Origin of the sequence: Microbulbifer sp. YPW1, from assembly GCF_013367775.1 — a bacterium.
GTDB lineage: Bacteria > Pseudomonadota > Gammaproteobacteria > Pseudomonadales > Cellvibrionaceae > Microbulbifer.
The window spans coordinates 512,668-537,958 of the sequence record NZ_CP055157.1 but is presented as its reverse complement, the minus strand read 5'-3'; the positions used below and the strand labels follow the sequence as shown (position 1 = coordinate 537,958).

Annotated in this window: 6 protein-coding genes; 3 read left to right on the top strand and 3 right to left on the bottom strand. The window is 59.0% G+C overall.

From position 1 onward, the window contains the following. From HUW35_RS02265 to HUW35_RS02255, 3 genes are all read left to right on the top strand, one after another. Nucleotides 1-1,380, top strand: coding sequence for an AgmX/PglI C-terminal domain-containing protein (locus tag HUW35_RS02265; protein WP_181254088.1), 1,380 nt, complete (start codon nt 1-3; stop codon nt 1,378-1,380). A 320-nt stretch (nt 1,381-1,700) separates the two neighbouring features. Further along, entirely contained in the window at nt 1,701-15,344 is a 13,644-nt protein-coding gene (locus HUW35_RS02260; protein WP_181254087.1) for an isopeptide-forming domain-containing fimbrial protein, read from the top strand. 38 nt (nt 15,345-15,382) lie between these two features. Next, complete coding sequence (locus tag HUW35_RS02255) at nt 15,383-20,545, top strand: OmpA family protein (RefSeq protein ID WP_181255424.1); 5,163 nt, start codon at nt 15,383-15,385, stop codon at nt 20,543-20,545. Between the two features lie 105 nt (nt 20,546-20,650). On the opposite strand, the gene HUW35_RS02250 is transcribed toward HUW35_RS02255, so the two are convergent. The 3 genes from HUW35_RS02250 to HUW35_RS02240 all read right to left on the bottom strand — a co-directional run bounded on the left by HUW35_RS02250 (nt 20,651) and on the right by HUW35_RS02240 (nt 25,227). Then, nucleotides 20,651-21,676 carry a zinc-binding alcohol dehydrogenase family protein gene (locus tag HUW35_RS02250; protein WP_181254086.1) on the bottom strand — a complete coding sequence of 342 codons (1,026 nt, stop codon included), beginning with the start codon at nt 21,674-21,676 and terminating at the stop codon, nt 20,651-20,653. Between the two features lie 139 nt (nt 21,677-21,815). Then, complete coding sequence (locus HUW35_RS02245) at nt 21,816-23,021, bottom strand: PepSY domain-containing protein (protein ID WP_181254085.1); 1,206 nt, start codon at nt 23,019-23,021, stop codon at nt 21,816-21,818. Nucleotides 23,022-23,121: 100 nt separating this feature from the next. After that, on the bottom strand, nt 23,122-25,227 hold the full coding sequence (locus HUW35_RS02240) for a TonB-dependent receptor (protein WP_181254084.1): 2,106 nt from the start codon (nt 25,225-25,227) through the stop codon (nt 23,122-23,124). Nucleotides 25,228-25,291 lie beyond the last annotated feature (64 nt).

Genomic DNA, 25,291 nt, shown 5'->3' with positions numbered 1-25,291 from the left:
GTGAATAATTTTCATCAACAAAAACAGGCACTGACAGCAAAGCAGGAAGCTGTACGCCAGCAGTTGGCTGCGCTCGAGGACGAGAGCAGCCAGGTTGATGGCAAGCTTGAGTCGCTGCGCGAAGATGAAGCCAAGCACCAGCTGCTCGATGAGATTTCCGAACGTCTCGGAAAACTCGAAGATGCCGGTGCCGGTGATCTCTTCTGGGCGGAGCACTACAAGCAGGATGCTTCCAAGGCGCTGATCCACCGCCTGCAGAAAACCGTCAGTATCTACCACGCCAATCTGGACCTGTTGCTTGAGCGCAAGCGCAAGCTCCAAGACCAGATGGAAGACTGCCGGGATGACCTTTTCGACCTGGATGCCGAGTTCCGGGAGATCCGTCAGGCGGAAGAGGATGTCCACTACGAGTACGAAGTGACTCGCGAGCTGGGCGACAACGCCTTCCGCGAAGCCATCATGCCCTGGAGTACCAACGGCGATGATGAGCGGCGCTTCCGCCTCAGCGTGCTCGCGTGCTTGTTGCTGGCCTTCTTCCTGGGCTTCGGCATCCATATGTGGCAGCTGCCCGAGCCTGATGAAAACGAGGTGGTAGAGGTCCCCGAGCGCCTGGCCAAGCTGGTGCTGGAGAAAAAGACCAAGCCCAAGCCTCCGCCCGAGCAGGTGGTGAAGAAGCCGGAAGAGAAAAAGAAAGAGCCTGAGAAACCGAAGCAGGAAGTGGCGAAGGAAGAACCCAAGCCCTCCAATGTTGAGAAGAAGCAGGTTCGTAAAAAGGTTGAGCGCGCCGGGGTACTGGCCTTCAAGGACAACTTCCAGGATCTCATCCAGGATGACCTCGACCAGCGTCTCGGCCAGCAGACTCAGTTGAGTACCGCAGGCAAGAAGGAAAACCGCAGTCAGCGTTCACTCATCACCGCCGCGGCGAAATCCGGGTCGGACGGTATCAATACCGCCGCTCTCAGCCGCAACGCCGGTGGTGTAGGTACCGCGCTGGATGGGGTCAGCTTCTCGCGGGTATCCAGTGGTATCGGCACCGAGGGTGACTTCGCCGGCGAAGAGCGTCCGCTCAGCGACGGCATGGGTCCATCCCGTACCGACGAAGAGATCCAGATCGTATTCGACCGTTACAAGTCGGCGCTCTACCGGATCTACAATCGCGAACTGCGTAACAACCCGGCCCTCCAGGGCAAGATGGTCCTCAAGATCACCATCGAGCCGGATGGTTCTGTATCACTGGCACAAGTTGAAAACAGTGATATGGACTCGCCCACCCTGGACAGCAAGATTGTTGCCCGCGTGAAGCGGTTCAACTTCGGTCCCAAGGAAGGTGTTCCAACCATCACCATCCTGTACCCGATCGACTTCCTGCCCGCAGCGTAAGTCGGCCGGCTTAGCCCACTGCTCCGGAATTTCTGGAGTAGTGGGTAGCTCATTGCAGCTCTTAAGAAAGTACCTTAGCTTTACTTGAGAACTGTTTGGCAAACGTAGAAAAAGTTCCCTCCCTGGCGCGCAAGTATGACTTGCTTCACGGCGCCGACTCCCCCCTTGAAATAAAGTTCCGCGACCGGGTCCTCCTCCGGTGGTGCCGCCTGTGCGGCAGTTGGCAAATTCAAATTTTTGACTGGCAGCGGAACGCGATGAAGTCTGAAGTAACTGGGCGAAAATCATTCAGAAATGCACTAGCGGCACTGAAGTATTCAGTGCGGTGGCTGCTGTCAGTTGCATTACTGCTAGCTTCAGGGCAGGCATTCGCTGCGTATGGCAGCATGTGTGTGGTGGGACAGCAGAACCCGCCTACCAATCTGGTGACTGTACAAAACAGCTACTGTGAGTTTTGTAGCTATGGCTACGTAGAGGTGCAGATTACCAACCCCTACCGGCAGGGCACCAATGCCGCCGATGGCGACCAGCCTTACGAAACGCGTGTGGTTACCATTTCTGGTGATACGCGAACCCAGACTCGCCGTAATTCTGATTACGGCTCGTCAAACCCTTCACTCGATTTCAGTAACTCCAGTGGTCTGACTCTTGCTCTGGATAACGGCCTTGAGCTTTACACCGGTGTGGCCGCAACACTTCCATTGGGCGGTACGCTCAGTGGTACCAGTACCATTTCCGTCAACGGCATGTCGGACTTGCCTCCAGGAAATACCGTTACGCTGCGCATCCCGGTACATCGCGCACCAACCAACAGCCCAGAGTCCCTCTTCGGTACGAATCCCCAGGCTACCGCTACCATCAGCTACACCATGGCGGATGGCTGTACTGATAACCCAGGGCTGCGCGAAAACTTCCGCGATGACAATACCTGGTATGACGGCTGTGGTGGCAACCGTTGCTCTGGGTCAGAGGACCCGAGTAATTATCCCACGGATTTCTGGCAGGATTATGCCCGCCCTGACGGCCAGCACAGCGCGAGCGTTGATATCCGCGAGCCGGGTATAGCCCTCAATAAGCAGGGCTGGAACTACGACAGTGGCCAGCGCGAAGGTAGCCGCAGTGACCAGGTTTTCGGGCACAACGACGACGACATCGTCTGGCGTATCAATATCCGAAACACCGGTGATGCGCCACTGCAGGATCTGCGCATTGATGACCTGCTAAGTAATGCCAACGTGATGGACGCGAATTACGTGTGTCCATCCGCTGCGGATGCCAATGCGATTGCCGCCCAGAACGGTACTCTACCGGGTGGCTCAAGTTGTGTGCCCACTGATGCCGTCACGGGAACGATTTTGAGCGACTGGGATCTGGATGCCCCCTTTGGACATAACGACGATATACCAACTCCTTATGCGAACACCGTGAACTCCGTGGTTCCGGGAACCTCCACCGATGCCATCGATATCCGCACGGGTGGCAACATCAATCTCTATGTGGTTGGCAAGATCCATGATGATGGCTCTTGTACGAACGCTCGTTTGACCAACAGTTTTGAAGATGTTCAGTTCGGCTGTGCTGTGCAGACGCCGCCCGGTGGAATCCCCTCCGGGCAGGAAGAAACGGCATTGCTGGATACCTATTACGGCCTGAACGGCGGCACCAATGCCCTGCGCGTTGAGCGACAGCTGACCGGTATTACCGGTAGTGGTGCTGTGGGCACCCGGGGTCTGATGACCATTACCCTGCGCAATGAAGGCCGTGGCACCGTCTGGTTTGACCCGAGCATGACCTGGCACCTGAATGACGAGTTGCCCAGCGAATACGTGGTGGATCCGAGCTTTGAACCCACCATGGAAAATGCGTTTTCTCTCTATGGAAGTTATGACGGGCGTGTAGACACCCTGGAGTGGGTGAATGCCAATGGTCCCATTCCCGGTACATCCGGTAGTGAAAGCGAGTATCTCAATAACTCCAACCCGCAATTTAAACTGACCAGCAGCACTACGGACCCCGATGCCGACCAGGCAGAGGAAAGCACCGGTCTGATGCGTCACGGCGATGTGATCGTGATCCGCTTTGCGGTGGTGATGAAAGACAAGGAGTATTTTGACCGCGCTGCAGATCTGGACGTTCTTGAGGAGCTCCCAACCATAGACCTGAACGCCAGGCCGGAGCCGACCGACCCGGACCTGAGTCCTTTCTCTGCTCTCGATAACACCCTGACCATGCAGATCAAGACCCTGTGCGATACACAGGGTGTGCTGCAGTCCGTCATGACAGGCAATGGTCTGAATGACACCTTCGCCGCAAATGATGCCGGTACTCCGGTCGATTTCGCACCGGAAGAGCTCGATGTAAACATCAACGAGCCTACGTTCATCATTACCGACGATCGCACTCAGACAACACCGTTGTCCGTTACCCTGACCAACCGCGGCGGTGACGAAGCGCGGGACTTCAGCGTATTTGTCAGCTTTGGTGCGACCATCAACGTGGTCAGTAGCAGCGCGCCTGCCGGTTTCAGCTGTGCGCAGACCAGCATTACTCAGACCAGTGTCGACGGCAACGGCCGTCCCATGGGGCATCCGGATCCGTACAAGGTCTGGGCAGTGAACCCGGCTCCCGACCAGGTCAACAAGATGCATATGCTATTGCCCAGTGATGGCACCGTGTATCAGTGTCAGCCAACGGGGTCACCGTTGAATGCAGCCCTGGCAGCGGGCAGTAGTGCGACCTTCAACTTCGAGGTTAACAAGACGACGGACTCCGCCGGTATTCTGGCCGACGACCTGACTTTCCGCGCGGATGTAGTGGGCGAAATTTTCACTCTTAGTGATTTCACCATTGCCGCGACTCAGGTGAATACCAGCAACGTGGGTGTGAACCAGGTTACCAACGGTGGTAACCGCAGTATTTCCTCCATCGCAATTAATAATCCCACCGCGATTACCAATGGCAATCCCTTGTGGTTCCCGGTCCCTGGTAGTGCTGACAATGTCCGTAGTGATGGCGAAGTGGACCGTGGCAACCTTTACTCCCTGGATGCGCACTGGTCGCGGGGTATCGGTTTTAACCTGAAAAAAGACCAGGTGACCGCGGGTGATACCGGTTCCGGTAACTATGGCGGTGTACCGGATCTCGGCGTCTGTAATGAAAATACAACTGGCGTAACCCGCGCCGCAGCCGATACTTTCTCCGGCCAGACCAAGCCTGCAGAACACGTGCAGATCGGTGAAGAATGTACCGTGCGTATACAGACCGGCGGCTGGTTCGGATTTGATTCCCGCGGCTTCAATTTTATCGGTGTGCGCGATATCCAGGTGCTGGACCTGATTCCCAATGGACAGAGCTATATTTCCAGCTCCGTGCCTCTGGTGACGCCGCAAATCTTTGGTGCGACTCAGGCGCCCAATGACCCCACCACATCTCCGCTGGGCGAATTCACTCCCTTCGGCTGGCGTTTTACCGGTAACCAGAACTCCGGTTACAGCGGTGCGCCCGATGAGGGCTCCTATATTGTTGATATCGATGAGTGGTTCACCATCAACACCACCAGCCGTATCCTCAACAAGTTGCAGAACGATAGGGCAGCCCCCAACGCGCATGGTCTCAACAGCGCCAATGTGCTCGACTCCTCGTTCAAAGGGATTTTCTTCAATAACAATACCGGTGATTGGGAAACTTACGAGTTCGGTAGCTATGGCGGTGGTGAAACCGTCGGTTATCCAAAAGAACCTATCCGTCGTGTCGATGTGGTGGTTACCGAACCCCGCATCGAGGTAGTGAAGGAAATCTGTGCGGCGTCTGATTTCGACAACGGTACCGGCTCCTGTGGCGCCGGCTGGACCAATGATTATCAGGGCGCAGTCACTACCAATGACTACATCTATCGTCTTACCGTTACCAGCGAAGCGGCAGCGGACGGCCATCCTCGTCCGCCGGTATACGACCTGACCGTTGAAGATACCCTGCCGGACCTGCTGTTTATCGAAGACCTGGACAGCGACGGTATCGACAACGACGGCGATGGCAGCACCGACGAGCCCGGAGAAGAGGGGGTTATTGTCGGAAACGTGATGAACGATGGTAATCCGACCACCATCACCTTCTCCCACACCCAGGGTGTTGATGGCACAGGTCTGCGCCGTCTCGAATCCGGCGCCAGTGTGTACATGTACTACCGCGTGGATCCGGATGATCGCATTGCCCCGTCTGAAACCCTGACGAACAACGTACAGGTTACCTACTACGATTCCCTGGAAGGCAGCGCCAACGACCATAGCAATCAGACCGTGGTTACCCCGGGCAGTGGCGAGCTGGGCGGTGCGCGTATTTATCCGGTAACCGGCGATGCGGATACCGAAGCAACCGCATCTATGACCTTCAGTGAACCGACCACCGAGCCGAAAACCATTACCGCCTTGTCGGAAACTCCGCTGGCGGGTAGCGGCGTACAGCAGGTGAAAATCGGTGAGGAAATCGAATACACCCTTACCGCAGAACTGCCTGTCGCCCAGTTGCGTGCGCTTACGGTAACCGATGAACTGCCCGTGGGACTGATGTGTGCGGATGCCCCCACCATCGACCTTAGCAACGACGCCCCCTGGAGCGCGGCCGGCTTCAAGCGTCCCGATCTGAGCGATGTTGGGGATGTCACGCCGATCTGTTCCGACAATCAGGTGCAGTGGTCCTTCGGTGACGTGGTACTGACCAATCCCTCGTCAGACCGGGATCCCAATCGTTTCACGTTCGAGCTCAAGTTTACCGCTCGGGTCCAGAACACTGCGGGCAATAATGACACCGACTCTCTGATCAATGGTGTGCCTGCAACCAATGCCACGCTGGAGTGGCGCGATGAAAGCGGCACCGATAACAGCCTGGATTACGGCCAGGTGGAAGTGCAGATCACCGAGCCGCTGATTGCACTGACCAAAAGCTGGGATGCACCGAGCGGTGATATTGATGCTGCAGATACCATCATCATTACCCTGATCGCCACCAACAACGGTACCGCCAACGCCTATAACCTGCGCATCCTGGACGATCTGCTCGATAGCGAGATGACCTTTGTACCTGGCAGTGTCGGTGGCGCCAATGTGCCGGATAGCGTGGATACGACCACGTTCGGTGCAAATCAGCCGGTATTTGTGTGGAATCCAGAAAACCCGCTGGCTCCGGGCGACAGCCGCGAGTTCACCTTCGAGGTGACAGTGGATGACACCGCCCAGCCACATCAGCAACTGGAAAATACTGCGGAAGCGGTCTGGACCTCACTGCCGGGGCAGGGTACTGCGCTGAATCCGGCCGGCCAGATTGGTGTAGATGGCGCGGCGGATGGCCAGCGAATTGGTGCGCTGCCGCACGCGGATGATGCGATCAACGACTACGAAACCAACAGCGAAACCGTGGATGCCACTGTGGCCGGATTGGCGTTCCTGAAAGAGGACGTCACCGAAAACGGTAACACCCCGGAATCCCGCGCGATCGGTGCACACCGTACTTTCCGCCTGGATATCAGCCTGCCGGAAGGCGTGACCGAAAATGTGGTTGTGACTGACACCATGTCTGCGGGTTACGCCATCGCCGATCCTGCACACGGCTACGAAATCCGCTGTGAATACGACAGCACTATCCGCACCATCAACGACCAGGCGCCGGATGCCGCCTGTGGACAATTCGCCGGCGCCTTGCCGCAAAACGGTGACACCGGGGTTCTGTCCTGGAATATCGGCAAGGTCGAGACCGAAACCGAAGATGACACCGGAGACGGCGCCACCAATGCCATCGATCCGGTTATCCACATCTACTATGTGGCGCGTATCGAGAATACCGGCAGCGTGGTTGCCGGCACTGCGCTTTCCAACAGTGCGGAGCTGAATTACCTGAATGCGCCGAGTGCCCTGAGTGATGACGTGGGTCCTGTTGAGGTGGCGGAGCCGCAACTGACGGTAACCAAAACCGCGAGCGCCACCAGTGCGGTGAGCGGCGACACGCTCGACTACACCATCACCATTACCAACGATACCGGTGCGAATGTTTCCACCGCCTATGACGTCAATATTGCGGACTTGCTGCCGGAACAGTTGCGTCTGGACAGCGCGACCGTTAACGGTGCCGACTATATGCCGGGCACTCGCGCTGACGGTGCGTTTGTGTGGGGTCGTGAAAACGGTGACAACAGCCTGGATATCGCCCCCGGTGATTCCCTTACGCTTATCTACAACACCACGGTACTGTCTGCATTCGGCAGTGAGATCGAAAATATCGTGCACGTGGACTGGACGTCGCTGGATCACGGTGTGCCAGGCCAGGACTCCTATCCCGGTGTTTACCAGCGTCACGGTGAAGGTTGCCCGGATACCGTGGCACCGAATGAATACTGCACCTTTACCAATGAAACCGTAGCCACCCAGGACAGCACCGACTTCAGCAAAACGGCAGTTTCCGATGCCTGGGGTGCGGCGGATCGCGCGCGTATTGGCGATACGGTGCAGTACACCCTGAACCTGTTTATCCAGCCGGGTATTACCCGCAACGTTGTGGTTACCGACGAGTTGCCGGCAGGCCTGGAACTGGTTTCTGTGGATAACATTGATTGCGGCATCAACGGGTTTACCTGTTCCCAGGCTCCAGTCGAGCCGACAACGGGTGCCACCGGCACACTGCAGTGGCAGTTGGGGGATATCGATGCGCAGAGCGATTCCACACCGCCGTTCACCATCGTCTATACCGCGGTGGTGCTCGACGACGAAACCGTATTCCCTGCGGGTAGTGGTGAAATCGAGCGGGCGAACAGCGCCGAGCTGACCTACGACGGCGCTACAGCGTTGCTGCAGGATCAGGCGAGCATCTGGGTTGTACAACCAAATATCACCGACCTGCAGAAAATCGATTCCCGCAGCGGCGTCACCAGCCCGTATACGGTAGTGGATATCGCCAATGAGGTGATGAATTTCCGCCTGCAGGCACAGAACACGGGCGGTGCACCTGCCTACGGTATGGTGATTGCCGATACCCTGAATATCGATCCGGCTAACCCGGAATTCGATGAGACTTCGGTCAATGTCACTCAGGTACTGATTAATAATGTGGCCGCGAACTACACCCACACGGTGAATGCGGGCATTATCGAATTTACTCTCAGCGATGTAGTCCCTGAAGGTGCGACTATTCAGATCGATTACGAAGTCGGCCTGAATATCAATATTCCCAGCGGCCACACCTGGTACAACCGCTTCCATATCGACAACTACGTTTCCAACGATATCGACAGCACCAGCAGCCGCCTGTACGAAGGTACCGCGCCGGCCTGTGAATCCGCGCTGTCCGCGAACTGTTTCCAGTTGATGACCTCGGTGGCAAACCCGGAAGACCTGACGCTGCAGCTGATGGAACCCTCCGATGGCCGCGCGCCGATTGGTGAGCCGGTCAGTTACCGGATCACCGTTCCGGCAAGTCCCATTGCGAGTTCCAGCCTGGCGGATGTGAAGGTCGAGAACACCCTTCAGGGCCGCGACACGGTGATTGTGTTGGATACCGTCACCATCGCTGGTGAACCGGTAACTGTCCCCGATGGTGAGGTATTCACCATCGACGTGGGCGATATTCCGCCCAATGAAGTGCGTGAAATAGTCTTCACCGGCTGGATCGCCAATGTGGATGCCGCCCAGTCCGGACAGACCTACGATATCAGCGCTACCTATACCTATGACGAAGCCGGTGTGGTGACGGAAATGGGTGGTGGCTCCGCGACGCTCACCATTGTCGAGCCGGAACTGGCCCTGACCCAGAGCGCGGTCAACCAGAGTGGCAATCCCGAGCCGGTGGCTGGTGATATCTATCACTTCAGCCTGGCGCTGGCGGAGCAGGGCGCGAATGGTTCCACTGCGTACGATCTCTCCGTACTGGAAGAGCTGAGCACCGGCTGGGCCTATGAGGCCGGCAGTGCCACCTTTAATGGTGCCGCGATTGCCGAGCCGGTGATTACCGGCGACGGTATCAATACCGCGCAGAGCCTGAACTGGGATGCGGTTGCCAACACCGATATTCCCGCGGGTGAAACCCGCACCCTGGAATTTGATGTGCGGGTTCTCGACAGCGTACTCGCAGGCCAGGAGCTGACTGGCAGCACCAGCGTACAGTGGACCAGCCAGGCCGGTGCGCCACAGCACGTGGAGCGCGACGGTTCCGATATGCCCGACCCGGCAGCGCTGAACAATTACTTCCTCGGTCCCGAGCAATTGCCGCCGCTGGCAATCAACAACACAGCGACACTCGAGAAGAATGTCATCAGCGAAACCGCACCGCTCAACGACGGTGAACTGCGAATCGGCGATCTGGTGACCTACGAGCTGCGTCTGGGTGCGCAGCGCGGCACCTTGCCGAATGCGATCGTCACCGACACCCTGCCAGAAGGCATGGTGTTTGTAGATACAGTTTCCATTGCTGCGGACGGCATGACTTACGACCTAGGTCAGGAGCCAATGGCCGAGGCGGCAGGTGAAATTATCTGGAACTTCGGTTCCTTGGTGAATACCGCCGGTGACGAACTGGTGATTACCTACCGCACGCGTGTACAGCGGGATGTCCTGCCGCTGAATGCCGCCAGTATCGAGATGCGCAACGCGGCCAGCTTCCAGTTCGATACTGCCGCCGGTCCCAGCACCCCGCTGCTGGCAGAGCAGGTGCTGAACCTGCTGCAACCGGATCTGGAATTTGCACTCACGGCTACCCCCGACGGCACCGTGGCGCTGACACCGGACCAGACGATCACCTTTACCGCCACCGTTACGAATAACGGTACTGCACCGGCATACGACATTGTGCTGCGGGATGTGATTCCGGTGGGCATGCGCAAGGCCGGTGTTGACACTGTTTCCGTCAACGGCAGTACAACGAATCCGCTGCAGCCGACGTTTGATGCTGCCACCGGTGAAACCGTGTGGAATTTTGTTAACGAAATTCCCGCGGGCGGTGTGCTCGAGGTTGTTTACCGGGTTACCACCGACAGCGATCTCGCCGCTGGCCTGCAAATCGGCAACAACGCTTACATCGAATGGTATTACTCCTTCGGCGAAAGCGAGATCCCCGAAGGCGCGGTGCTGGATAACCGCCAGCCGTATGGCCCCAGCGACGCAGTGAGCGTGCTGTTCAGTACGCCGGACGCCGAGCCGCTGCAGATTGCCGTCGAGCCCACTACCCGGGAGCAGGCGTCGATCGGCGAGCCCTTCGTCTATCGTCTGACGATTCCGGCGGTGGGCGCGCTGCACGATGTGGCGATCCAGATGGACCTCGCAGACTCCGGTATCGATCCGGTGGATCTCGCCTTCGTGGAGGCCGCACAGGTATCCGGCAATATCCCGTTCAACCCGCAGGGTTCTGTAGACGGCGGATTGCTGACCATTGTGGATAACACCAGCGGTATCGATATCGAGGCGGGCAGCGAAGCGGTCATCGACGTGACCCTGCGCCTGCGCGATACCGCTCAGAACCAGTTCGGCAATTCCTTTAGCTCGCGCGCCAGTTACAGCTACAGCTATGCCAATGACGATCCGGATGCGGGTCGCGGCATGGGCGAAGTCAGCGAGTATTCGGCACCTATCGAGATTGTCGAACCCTACGAGCTGGTGATGACCAAAACCGGCGACGCACAAATTCAGTCCGGTCTGGCCGGACGTTTCACCCTGGATGTGCACAACCGCGGCACCGGTCCGGCCTGGGATCTGACCCTGCGTGACTTCCTGCCCAGTACCGAACAGGGTGGCATGTGTGAGACTCCGCCTGCCAACTTCGCAGCCTCGGTTGTGGATGCCGGCGGCAATGCCGTGGCAACCCTGAGTGAGGGCAGTGATTTCTCCGTGGTATTCGATGCGGAAAACTGCACCCTGACGGTCACTACCGCTGGCGCCAATGCCGTATTGCCGGCGGATCACCACCTGCAGTTTGCCTACGATGCCTGGCTGGATGAAAACACTGTAGATGGCACCGCACTGGATAATGTGGCCGGCGCCGAGCGCTGGTACAGCTGGGACAGCAACGGTCCGGATGCACGCGTTTACGAGCGCACTTATGCGGCCGATCCGCCCGACGGCACACCGTCCGTGGAAGACCACGAGGACGTGTTCACCGTGATTGCTGCGGTGCCCAGCGTTGTGTTCGAAAAAGTGGTGGAAAACATCACCTCCGGTGACAGCCCGGCGACCACCGCGACCCCCGGCGATGTACTGCAGTACACCGTGACCCTGCGCAACCTCAGTGATCTGGATGTGGAAAACATCGCGATCACCGACGAGCTGGATCGCCTGAATGCGCCCGCACTGTTTGCGGCCGGCACCCTGCAGCTGCTCAGCGCACCTGCTGCCGGTGACAGCACCGCAACCAATGCCAACGGCGGAATCAATGGCTCCGGTCTGGTGGATGTGCGCAACATTACCCTGGGCGCGGCCGGCAGCGGCAGCGAAGAAGTTCAGCTGGTATATCAGGTGCAGTTGATCAATGTGATCGACAGTGCCAGCGCCGTGCTGAACCAGGCCCAGGTGGAATTGCCCGGCCAGCCGCTGATCGACAGTGACGATCCAAATATCAATGGCGCGGCAGATCCGCAGGTAGCTGGCGACGAGGACCCCACCCGGGTGATCATCGAATCCGCACCGGTATTCAAGGTCGAGAAAACCTCCGAGGACCTCACCGGTGAGCCGGACAGCCTGATGCCGGGCGATACCCTGCGCTACACCATCCGTGTGGAAAACACCGGTAACGAGAACATGCTTGAGGCCAGCCTGCGCGACCAGGTGCCGGCGAACACCGTGTACGTTGCCGGTTCCACCACCCTGAACGGTGTCGCGCTGGATGATATCGACGGCAGCACGCCGCTGGCACAGACACTGGTTATCCAGTCCCCCGATGCCGAAGAGGGACAACTACTGGCAGATCCGGATGCGTCCGGCAGCCAGGCCGCGATCATCACCTTTGATGTGACCATCAATGACGTCAACGACGGTACCGTGATTTCCAACCAGGGCTTTGCCAATGGTCTGGGCGCCGGTGGTGAAAACACGGCGGTGGATGAGCAGCCTTCCGATGATCCGACCACGGAAGTGGTCGACGATCCCACCATTGATATTGTCGGTAACGTGCCGCTGCTGCGGGTACAGAAAACCGTGGAACTGGCGGTGGATAACCTGACCTCTGGAATCGTCGATCCGGAAGACGTGCTGCGTTACACCATCACCATCAGCAACATGGGCGGCAAGGACGCGACCGAGGTCCGCCTGGTGGATCTGGTGCCGGACAACACCACCTATGTTGCCGACAGCACCACCCTGAATGGACTGGCCGTGGCCGATAACGGCGGTGAGTCGCCGCTGGTGGCGGGTCTGCCGGTAAGCAGTGACGACCTGACCCCGCCGATGCCGGCGGAAGGTGAGGGCGTGATCACTACCGCGCAGAGTGCGACGATCGTGTTCGATGTGATGGTCAATGCCGACACCGAGCGCGGCACCATCATCAGCAACCAGGGCAGTGTCTACAGCGTCGAGCTGCCGCTGACCCTGTCCGATGCGGATGGCAACAGCAGCAACGGCGCCCAGCCCACGGAAGTGGTGGTAGGGGATGCCCAGCAGCTGTCCATCACCAAAGAGGTGGCGGTAGTTGGTGGCGGTGCTGCCGAGTCCGGCAAGGTGTTGGAATACATCGTGCGTGTTACCAACATCAGTGCGGTGCCCGCGAGCCTGGTGAGTATTTACGACGACCTGCTCACCGCAGGTGAAGGGGTACTCACTTACGTGGAAGACTCCGCGCGCCTGAATGGCCAGCCCGATGGGGTGATGGTCGACGGCTCGCTGATCACCGTCGACTACAGCACCAACTACGGAGACCTGGAACCGAGCGAAACCATCACCCTGCGCTTTGAAGCCAAGCTGGGTGAAAACCTGGCGATGGGTTACACCGTGCTCAATACCGCACAGGTGAAATGGAATGATCCGCCCGTATACAACGAGGCCACCGTGGCCATCGATATCGGCGGTACCCCGGGCATCGCCAACCTGAGCGGCTACCTGTGGCACGATGTGAACTTCAGTGAAACCGCCGACAGTGAAGAGCGTCTGCTCAGCAACTGGACCGTGGACCTGTACTTCAACAACGCGTTTTTGGAAACCGTACAGAGTGACGAGAACGGCTACTTCCAGTTCGCCGGCCTGGTGCCGAACATGGACGGTGCGGAAATGGCGGGTGCCAATTACGAGTTGCGCTACTCGGCCCCGAATGCCGTGGAGTCCACCGCGTCCCTGGGTATCGCCAGCTCCGACTTCACCAATGGTCCACAGCAGATCCGCGAGATCTATATCGGCTCCGGTGCCAACCCGCAGAACCTGAATCTGCCGATTACTCCCAACGGCGTAATCTACGATTCTGTGGTGCGCGGGCCCATCGCCGGTGCCCGTGTCCGCATGTTGCAGGCTTCCAGTGGCCAGGCATTACCGGACAGCTGTTTCGAAGATCCGGCGCAGCAGGACCAGGTGACACTGCCCGGCGGTTACTACAAGTTCGACCTGAACTTCAGTAGTGCGGCCTGTGCCGTGAATGCGGATTACCTGATCGAAGTGGAAGTGCCGAACGAAGACTATATGTCCGGCCCGTCCCAGATTATTCCGCCGCAGACCGGTACCGAAACCGGCGCCTTTGATGTAAGCGCCTGTCTCGGCAGTGCTTCGGACCTGATTCCGGGTACCCCGAATCACTGTGAAATCCAGCTTTCGGAACTGCCGCCGCCCATCGATATGGATGCGCGTTCCAGTGAAACGGATTACTACCTGCGCCTGAACCTGGACGACACCAATCAGCCGGGCAGCAGCCAGCTGTACAACAACCACATTGCCCTGGATCCGCTGCTGGAAGGCGCGCTGGCGCTTACCAAGACCTCGGCCATGACCAATGTGACCCGCAGCCAGCTGGTGCCGTACACCATCACCTTTACCAACACCATGGCGGTGCCGCTGACCGACCTGCAGCTGGTGGATTACTTCCCCGCGGGCTTCAAGTATGTGGCCGGTTCTGCAAATCTGGATGGTGTCCCGGTCGAGCCGGAGGTAAACGGCCTGCAACTTCAGTGGCCGCATCTGCGCGCCGAGGGCGAGCAGACCCGCACCCTGAAGCTGCTGCTGGTGGTGGGCTCCGGTGTGGGCGAAGGCAAGTACGTCAACCGCGCACGCATGTTCAATGAACTCTCCGGCCAGCAGGCTTCCGGTGAAGCTTCTGCGACGGTGCGTGTGGTACCCGACCCGACCTTCGACTGTACCGATGTGATCGGCAAGGTGTACGACGATAAGAACCTGAACGGTTACCAGGACAGCGGCGAAGGCGGTGTGCCGGGAGCGCGTGTGGTGACGGCGCAGGGCCTGCGGGCCACCACCGACGCCCACGGTCGCTTCCACATTACCTGTGCGGCAGTGCCCAACCCGGATCGCGGTTCCAACTTTGTACTGAAGCTGGACGACCGCAGCCTGCCGAGCGGCTACCGCCTGACCACGGAAAACCCGCGGGTAGAGCGCGCCACCCGAGGCAAGATGCTGGAGTTCAACTTCGGTACCAGCCTGCATCGCGTGGTACGTCTGGACCTGGCGGAAGCGGTATTCGAGCCCGGTTCCACCGAGTTGCGTCCGCAGTGGCATTCGCGCACAGAACTGCTGCTGGAAAAACTGCAAGATGCGCCTTCCGTGTTGCGTCTGTCTTACCTGGCGGAAAATGAAGATCCGGCCCTGGTAGACGCGCGTCTTGAAACCATCAAGGCACGTATCGCGGAAGACTGGGCGGCACTGGATTGTTGCTACCCGCTCAATATCGAAACCGAAATATTCTGGCGTAGAGGGGCGCCGCCCAGTCGGGGCGGGCTGCTCGATGGCCTTAAACGCAGTGTGGATCGCGCATTAGGAAATGATGGCGATCAGGGAGGATTCCATTGATGTTCCGTCCTTCTAACCGAGTTTTTAACTTGAAGCGAATGATCCAACCCGGTTGTGCGTTTGCCATTGTTCTCGCCAGCAGCGTATCCGTGTTCGCACAGGATGCGACTTCCGAGAATGCTGCTGAGACGGGCGCTGCAGACAATAGTGCCTGGTGGCAGCTGATTCCCGGCCTGTCCCCGGGGGTCGAGAGCAACGGTGAGTACAGCGAAAAGCCACTCGGCAGCAATACCGAAACCACCCTGATTCCCGCAGCTGGCCAGCTGTGGGTACAGGACGCGGAAGCGTTTATCGATCCGCAGGAACCGGTGCTGGAAACCGACGTACTCCCGCCGCTGGTGTACCGGGAAGTCGACGATGAGATCGCTCCCGAGCTGGTGGAAGAACTACAGGAAAAACTCGCCGAACTGGAAGACGCGCACGAGCTGCAACTGATCTTTACCGGCCACACCGACAGCGATCCCCTGAGTGAAGAGCAGCTGGATGCCTTCGCAGATAAAGAAGCCTTTACCGGTGCCCGTGCGCAGCTGGTCGCGGAATATTTCCAGACCGCACTGGAACTGCCGGAAGAGGCCGTTGTATTTGAAGGCCGCGGCGACAGCGAACCGCTGACAGAAAACATCACCGAAAAAGGCCGCGAGTTGAACCGTCGCGTCGAGGTGAAGCTGCGCTACTTTGAACTGGACCAGGAGGCCCGCGATGCCCAGCGTCGCGCCGAAGCGGCTCAGCTGAACCGGGTACAGGTCTGTCGCCAGGAAACCGTGTGTAAACTGCGTTACACCGCCGGTTCCGACAAGCGCGCGCGCCTGAAAAACCTGGTGTCGCCGCTGCGACTGCAACCGGGGCAGGTGGATCTGCCGATGCCGTTTGTGCGCCGTATCCAGGAAGTGCGCAACACCCTGCTGGATAAACCCAATCTCACCATCCACTTTGTCGGTCACACCGATGGCAAGCCATTGCCGGAAGGCCCTGCCGAACTCTACGACGACCAGATGGCACTCTCCCGCGCGGAAGCGCGCCGCGTAGCGCTGGCGGTGGCCGATCAGCTGAATATGCCGGGCTATATGGTAACCAGCAGTGGCAAGGGTTCGAGCCAGCCCATCGCCGCCAATGACACCGCCAAGGGCCGCGCCCTCAACCGCCGCGTGGAAGTGGAGTTCTGGTACGACGATCTACTGGAAACCGCTGCCGATGGCCTGCAGGCGTGTCCGGAATCGGCGGCTGCGGAAACCATCACCATTGCCCACGAATCCCCCACGGGCGACGTGCCGCCGATCTTCCTCGACAGCGGCGAGCCGCAGATTTCCAGCGCGCAGCTGGCACAAATGCAGCGCATGATGGACGAGGTTTCCGGCAAGCAGAATGTGCGCCTGAGCTTTATCGGCTACAGCGACAACGAGCGCATGGAACGCCGCGAAGCCATGGTGTACGGCGATGATGTCGGCCTGTCCTCGGCGCGTGCGGAAAAAACCATGCGCGCGGTACAGCAGCACCTGGGCCTGGAAGACGAGCAGGTGGAATTCGAAGGTCGAGGCTTTGTGGAATCCAAAGACGTGGTGCAGACCGGCTTTATCCACATGGATGGCGCGCGGGTAGAAGTGCAGGTGCTCTACGACGAGCTCGCGGTACTCGCGGAAAAAGACCGTCTCGAGATCGAGCGTATTCAGCAGGAGGCCGAGGCCCACAACCCCTATGCCCTGAACCTGATGCGTATCACCGTGGACGGTGCGCCGGAATACGACCCTCACAAAAATTCCGCCGACCTGCAGCGCTGTACCGACGTGGCACTGGAAAAAGCCAATATCCAGTTCCGCTTCGACAACCAGACCATGCAGCCGCGTCTGAACGTCACTGCGTTCCCGAGCACCATCCGTTATGCGGATGACCCGGAGACCGAGATTGCCGACAGTCGCGTGCAGTTCAAGCGCTACACTAACTATCCGTCGTTCATCACCCGCGCGGAAGTGCGCCTGTTCGAGGAAGAGCAGTCCCTGCGCGATGAACCCATTGCGGTGGTCACCCTCGACCAGAACGGTGAGGGCAGCTGGGATGCGGACTTTGAGGAGTACCAGGCGCCGCTGAAAAAGCTGAAATACGTGTTGCGGGTTTACGACTGGAAACAGCGCTTCGACGAAACCCGTCCGCAGACCCTGTGGATTGTGGATAACTTCGAACCGCAACTGCAGGAAACCACCACCGAGAAAGAGCTGTTGGTGGGTTACGGGGAAAACCGTCTTGCGGAGCAGAATATACCGGTGAATGGCAATGCGGTGCTGGTGAACGGTGCGGATATTCCCGCAAACCACAGCGTGTGGCTGGCGGGGCGCGAAGTACCGGTCAGCAACAGCGGTGAATTTGTTGCCGAGGAAATTTTTGCCAAGGGCCTGCACACCGTGGAAGTGGCGGTACTGGATGACAGCGGCAACGGCGAACTGTTCCTGCGCGACCTCGAGTTCAATCGCGACGACTGGTTTACTGTGGGTATTGCCGACCTGACCATCGCCCGCGACAAGACCAATGGCCCCGCGGCACTGGTGACCGGTGACGAAACCCACTACGACAACTCTGCCAGTTACGATGGCCGCCTGGCGTTCTACACCAGCGGCAGCTTTGGTGACGGCTGGCAGCTGTCCGCCAGTGCGGATACCGAAGAGGGCCCGGTAGAGGACCTGTTCACCAACTTTATGGAAAAAACCCCGGACGCGCTGTTCCGCCGTCTGGACAGCGATCTGTACTACCCCACCTTTGGTGACGACTCTACCGTGGTGGAAGATGCCCCCACCTCCGGCAAGTTCTATATCAAGCTGGAGAATTACGACGATTACGGCCTGTGGGGTAACTTCAACGCGTCCTACACCGACAACGAGCTGGCACACATTGACCGCGCGCTGTACGGGGCCAACTTCCACTTCGAAACCGACGACGTGACCGACTTCGGCGAGAAACGTTTCCAGATCGATGCCTTCAGTGCAGAGCCGGGCACCATTGCTGGACGGGATGAGTTCCGCGGTACCGGTGGCTCTCTCTACTACATGCGTCACCAGGATATCCTCACCGGTTCCGAACGCCTGCGTGTGGAAGTGCGGGACAAAAACTCGGGCATCGTACTGGGAGTGAAAAACCTCACCCCGGTCATCGACTACGACATGGATTACATCCAGGGCCGCGTGCTGCTGAATCGTCCGCTGTCGGCCATCGCCAATGACAACCTGATCGTGCAGGACGGATCCTACAACGGTAATCCGCAGTACCTGGTTGCCCGCTACGAATACACGCCGGGCTTTGACGATCTGGATACCCTTGCGGTTGGTGGCCGTGCCCATTACTGGGCCGGCGATCACGTGAAAATCGGGGTAAGCGCCAGCCAGCAGGATGAAGAGGACAACGAGTCTTCCCTGAGCGGCGTCGACCTGACCCTGCGTAAAACCGCCGGCACCTGGATGAAGGTGGAAGTGGCAGAGAGCCAGGGCAATACCCTCGACAGTCTCTCTTCCCTGGACGGTGGTTACAGCTTTAACCCGGGCAGTTTCGAACAGGGCAGCTTTGATCAGGCCGCGCCGTTTGATCCCGAAGACAAGGCCGGTGCCAACAAGTTTGAAGCCGCGCTGCAGGTTGGGGATTTCTTTGAGGGCATGCGCGGTTCCGCTTCTGTTTATGCACAGCAGCGCGATGCCGGCTTCTCCGGCCCTGGCCAGCTCGCCACCCGCGAGACCGAGCAATACGGTGCGGCAGTCAATGTACCGATTGGTGAGCGCTTTGATGTGGGGCTCAAGACCGATACCCGCGAACAGCAGCAGGGCCTGCAGACCGAAGCGACCGATGTGGAACTGGGCTATCGCCTGAGCGATCGCTGGCGCCTGGCCGCTGCGGCCCGCTCCGATTCCCGCGAGGACCTGTCGCCGGTGGTGCCGGTTACCCAGACCCAGGGTGAGCGTACCGATGTGGCGGTACAGGCCAGTTACGATTCCGGTGCAGACTGGAATGCGTTCGGTTTTGTGCAGCGCACCGCCGAGCTGTCCGGTAACCGCGACGAGAACAACCGCATCGGTTTCGGTGGCGCCTACCGGGTAAGCGAACGCCTTACCCTCGACAGTGAACTGTCCGGCGGTGACACCGGCACCGCGGCGCGACTCGGCACCGACTTCCTGGTAACCGACCGCACCAACCTTTACCTGAACTACACCCTCGACAACGAGCGTACCGACACCGGTGTACGCGCGCGCAAGGGTAATCTGAACAGTGGTTTCCGCAGTCGCTTCAGCGATACGACGAGTATCTACGGCGAAGAGCGCTACACCCACGGCGACGTTTCCACCGGCCTCACCCACGCCCTGGGTGTGGATCTGGCTCCCAGTGACAAGTGGAATTACGGCACCAGTGTGGAAGCGGGTACCCTGGAAGATCCGCGCACCGGCGCAGAAACCGAGCGCCGCGCCCTGGGCGCGAGCATGGGCTTCAACGACGGCAGCCTGCGCCTGTCCAGTGCGGTGGAATACCGTGTGGACAATATGCAGACCCTGAGTGATCCGGAGACGGTGCTGGAAAACGAGCGCCAGACCTGGTTGTTGAAAAATACCGTCAGTTTCCAGATGAACCCGGACTGGCGTCTTGTGGGCAAGCTCAATTATTCCGACAGCCAGAGTTCACAAGGTGAGTTCTACGACGGCAAGTTCACCGAAGGGGTGATGGGCTACGCCTACCGCCCTGTGGATAACGATCGCTGGAACACGCTGCTGAAGTACACCTACTTCTACAACGTGCCCACCACGGATCAGGTGCTGGTCACCTCCAACAGCGTGAACAATGCCACGGAGTTCGTGCAGAAGAGCCATATTTTCTCCGTCGACACCAACTACGACATCACCCAGCGCTGGACCCTGGGCGCCAAGTACGCCTACCGTCTGGGTCAGTTGAGTATGGAGCGGGATAACCCGGAGTTCTTCGACAGCTCCGCGAGTCTGTACGTGCTACGTGCCGACTGGCACTTCGTGAACAAGTGGGACCTGCTGATCGAAGGCCGCCTGCTCGACCTGCCAGATGCGGGTGACCGCAAAAGCGGCGCACTGCTGGCGCTGTATCGTCAGATGGGACGCAACTTCAAGGCGGGTATCGGCTACAACTTTACCGACTTCTCCGATGACCTGACTGACCTGGATTACGACAGTCAGGGTGTCTTTATCAACATGGTCGGTAAGTTCTAAACACTCTAAAGATTTGTCGCTGGTCCTGTGGCGGCAGAGCACTTACCCCGTGCTTTGCCGTCACCAAGTCAGCTTAAAAGGATACAGACCTGGAGTAAGCTTCTTTCACTCCCAGCCTGCCAAAACTATCTTGCCAATGGTCCGCCCCGCTTCCAGTTGCTGGTGCGCCAGGCGTAAATTAGCTGCATTAATCGGTTCAATGGTATCCCCGACCGTCGTGATCAGATCTTCCTGATCAATCAATTCCGCAATTCGATTCAGAATCTCTTGCTGACGGATCATATCGTCTGTCTGGAACATACTGCGGGTGAACATGAACTCCCATACAAAGGTCGCGCTCTTGGATTTCAGCAGGCCGATTTCCAGGGGCCCCGTGTTTTCCACAATCGTGCAGATTTTCCCCTGGGGCTTGATCGCGTTGGCCATCGCCGGAAAGTGCTGATCGGTATTGTTCAGGCAGAGGATGAAATCCACCGTATCAATACCGATGTCTTTTAACTCTCCATCAATTGGATTGCGGTGATTGACCACGTGTCTGGCCCCCATCTGCTTTACCCACATGGAGGACTTGGTGCGCGAGGCGGTGGCGATCACGTTCAGCTTGCCGAGGCTGCGAGCCAGTTGGATCGCAATGGAACCCACACCCCCTGCGCCACCAATAATCAGCAGCGACTTGCCCGCATCCTCTCCCGTTGGGGAAATACCCAAACGCTCGAACAGCGCCTCCCAGGCAGTGAGACTGGTCAGGGGCAGGGCGGCAGCGGCCTGGAAATCCTGGGTGCGCGGCATCGCACCGACGATGCGTTCGTCGATCAGCTGATACTCACTGTTGCATCCCGGGCGGGTGATATCTCCGGCGTAGAAAACCCGATCGCCCACCTGGTAGTGCTCGACCTCGCTGCCTACCGCCACAACCTCACCCGCCGCATCCCAACCCAGGATCTTGGGTGTGGTCTCGATGACCGGCGCCGCCTTGGGCGCACGCACCTTGGTATCCACGGGATTGACTGCGATGGCCTTCACCGACACCAGAAGATCCCGGGGCCCGGGTTCTGGTCTGTCTATCTGCAAGTCCAGTAGGGATTCCTGATGGTCGATGGGCAGGTACTGGAATAGGCCGACAGCTTTCACGTGAGATCTCCATATCCGTTGGGGACAATCAGTATCCGTGATTCAATTTTCGCGCCAGATGACGCAGCAGGGCCGCGAGGTAAACCCGACACCGCCGTCGCAGTTTAGATGAGCCGCGCAGGGACGGCGGCAGAATGGCTCAGACTTCCGCGGGTGTGTTCGAGGGCGGTGTCGTCGAGCGAGAAGGAGAGGGAGCTTCGCTCTGCGCGGCTTTCCCGGCCGCCCGTGCACTGGCGCGCCGCTTCAGGCTGCGCTTTTGCCACCACAGGTAGAGTCCGGTGCCGAACAGCAGGGCCGGCGTCAGGCCCGCCAGCAGTACCAGCCAGCGGCCGACAATGCCGAGCGCATCGCCATTGTGCAGGGGGAACTGCCAGCGCAGGATTTTGTTGCCCAGGGCAATCTCGGTGACGTCCTGGGACATCAGCAGTTCACCGCTGTACTGGTCTACCCGCGCGATACTGGCGCCGTAGTTGGTCCAGGCTTCGCCCGCGGCGCGGAAGCTCAGTCCGTAGCTGTCGCTTTCATTGCGCGGGAGGTAAATGCGTTTCAGCTCGCCGCCGGGAAAGGCCGCCTGGGCGACGGCGACCGCCTGATCCGGGGTGATGGGATTGCCACTGTCGGTACTGGAGCCAGGCAGGGCCGGGCGGGGCTCGACCTTGAACAGGGTGCCGACTACCGCTTCCACCTGCATCGGGAATATCAGGGTGACGCCGGAAAAGCTGGTCATCAGCAGCAGCGGCAGAAAATAAATACCGAATACCTTGTGTATATCGAAGTAGAACCGGAAGCGGTTGCCGCTGCGGGAAACGGAAAAGGCGCGTTTCCATTTCCCTTTACTGTTTTTGCTCTTTTTCGGCCACCACAACACCGCACCGGTGATACAGAACACCATCAGTAGCAGGCCCATAAAGCCCACCACGGTCTTGCCGTTTTTACCGGCGAGCAGGGTGTAGTGCAGGCGATAGAGCCAGCTCATAGTGTATTCAGGGGTGCCCCAACCGCGTACCGCCAGCACTTCCGCATCGGTGGGAGACACTGAAACCTCAATGGGGCCGGGCGCTCCTTCGGGGGTTGGGAAACGCACCACGTGGGGACTGCCGGGTTGGCGTTGGGTCATCAGGCGGGTGGGCGTGGGGTTGCCCGGTACCGCGGCCTGGGCCGCGGCAAATATGTCCGCATAGCTGGCCGGGTTTGCAGATGGAGAAAAGGATACCGTCTGCGGCGCGAGGGTTTCATCCAGGGCGTGATCGAACACCAGCAGACTGCCGGTAATTCCGATCAGGGCGAGCAGCAGGCCGAGGGTGAGGCCGGCGTACTTGTGCAGGATGAAAAATGTTTTGCGCATGGTGTGGAAGCTTGTTTTGGTTCGCCTGCAGGGCAGACTCCTACGGACTCTACTGTAGGAGCCTGCCCTGCAGGCGAACAATTTCCGCGGTTACCGCAGATCAGAACACTTTTGAGTAAGACAGGTTCACACTGCGGCCCAGGCCCTTGAAGTTGCGCACATCATTGCCCGCAGTCTGGGAGTAGTAGGTGAAGTAGTCTTCGTTGGTCAGGTTCTGCAGGCCCAGGGCGAATTCACCGCCCAGGGCTTTCAGCTGGGCGCTGGCATCGATAATGGTATAGCCATCGAACTCGGTGGTGACTTCACCGGCGCTGTTTTCAAAGTCGCGGTCCAGCAGCCAGTTGGCCTGCAGGCGGGTGCTGAAGTTTTCAGTCCAGTTGCGCGCCCAGCTCACGTTGTACCGGTTGGGGGAAATGTTGCGGCCGTCGAGATCGGTATCCACTTTGCCGTCCTGGTCGGAGTCGTATCGTCCCTCTGTGTAGGCATACCGCATTTCCAGGGTATCGGTATCGGTGGCAAACCACTGCCAGCGCATTTCCACACCATCGATATCGGTCTTTTCGCGTTTCACGCTGTACACACCGTCACTACCCAGCGCCAGACGCTGTCCAAAGTCGGAGTCGGAAGAGTAAAGCGCCACTTGCAAACCGAACTCTTCGTTATTGAAGTCGAGGCCCAGTTCGTGGTTCTGGGTCAGGATGGGCTTGAGCTCGAGGAAGCTCTCTGCATCCAGGCCCGGCTGGTTGATACCGCGCAGCACCCGGCCGACGTCCGGCATGGAAAAGCCTTCGGAGTAGTTGGCATATACTCGCCAGGCATCGCTGATGGCATATGTCGCACCGATATTGCCCAGGGTCTCGCTGAATTCCGGGTTGCCGCCTTCGACAAACTGGCTGCCGTAAGACGCCAGGGTGGTGAAGTCGTCAACGTTCAGCTTGGAGCGCTCGTGGCGCACACCGGCGGTAATGGTCAGCTGCTCGATGCCACTGAACTCCGCCTGTGCGTAAGGCGCGGTGCTCCTGTATTTGGTGGGCGGCACCCATGCGCGACCGGTCTGAACCAGTTGCTGCCAGGTTTCGTCCTGCAGCAGGTCGACACCGTAGGCGAGGCTGATAGCGCTGCCGGCGATATCGTCCTTGATCAGGGTCAGTTTCAGACCGCGCTTTTCCGAATTGTTCTGGGACTGGTCGAATATGTCTTCGCCGTAGGCCGGGTCCTGGAATGTGGCAAAGGCGCCACCGCCGTAGGTGCCGGCAAAGTCCTGGGAGAATACCTGCGCGCGCAGCTTCTGGCCGAACAGGTCTTCCTTGCTGTACTGCAGGTTGACGGTGGTGACCTCGTTAGACGGCGCATCCCCGGGTACCGGTGCCTTGATCGCGGTGGTGGCAACGCCTTCGCTGATATCGCCATCCACGCTCAGCCAGTTGTTGTCACCTTCAACCAGAAAGCGGTTCACGGTCAGTTGCACGCGCTGATCGTCCCAGCTGTAGCCGGTCTTGATAAAGGCGTTGGTGGTTTCGCTGTCCATGGTGTCGCCCTGGGTGTTGTCGAAACCGACAATGTCCCCGTTGGCGTCGTAGCCCACACCGCTGTTGCGATAGGTAAAGCTGGCCAGTACGTCTACCGCATCAACCTTGCCGGAGACGCTGTAGCTGCCGTTGTAGCCCGCGGACTCGCCTACATCTTCGGTCTGCAGCGCGGTTTCAACACGCACGCTCTGCTGGAATTCGTCGCTGGGGGTGCGGGTCACCAGGTTGATGATGCCGCCAGAGGCGCCCATACCGTGAATGGCGTTGGCGCCGTGAATGACTTCCACACGCTCCAGTACCAGCGGATCAATGGTGTGGCCGTCGCGGCCGCCGTTGCGCAGCGGGTTGGACTGGGGCACACCGTCGATCAGATACAGCGGCTTGCGGCCGCGCAGGCTCTCACCGGAGCTGGTCATCTTCTGGCGGCTGGGGGAGAAGCTGGGAATCAGGTTGCCGAGAATGGTGGACAGATCGCTGGTCGTGGCCATCTGGCTGGTCAGCTCCTGCTGATCGATCAGGGTGACCGTGTTCGGGATCGAGCTCAGCGGCTTTTCGGTGCGGCTTGCGGTAACCACAACCTCCTCTTCAATTTGCTGGCCGTTGCTGTCTTCCGCGCCGAATGCAGTGGTGCTGGCGGCGATAATGGACAGGGCGAGAGAGGTCTTCAGGTAGCGCATCCGAGGCTCCTAGGTTTGGGTACAAGCTTGTTGTTCGATCGTGAAACCGGCGGCAGCGGAGAGC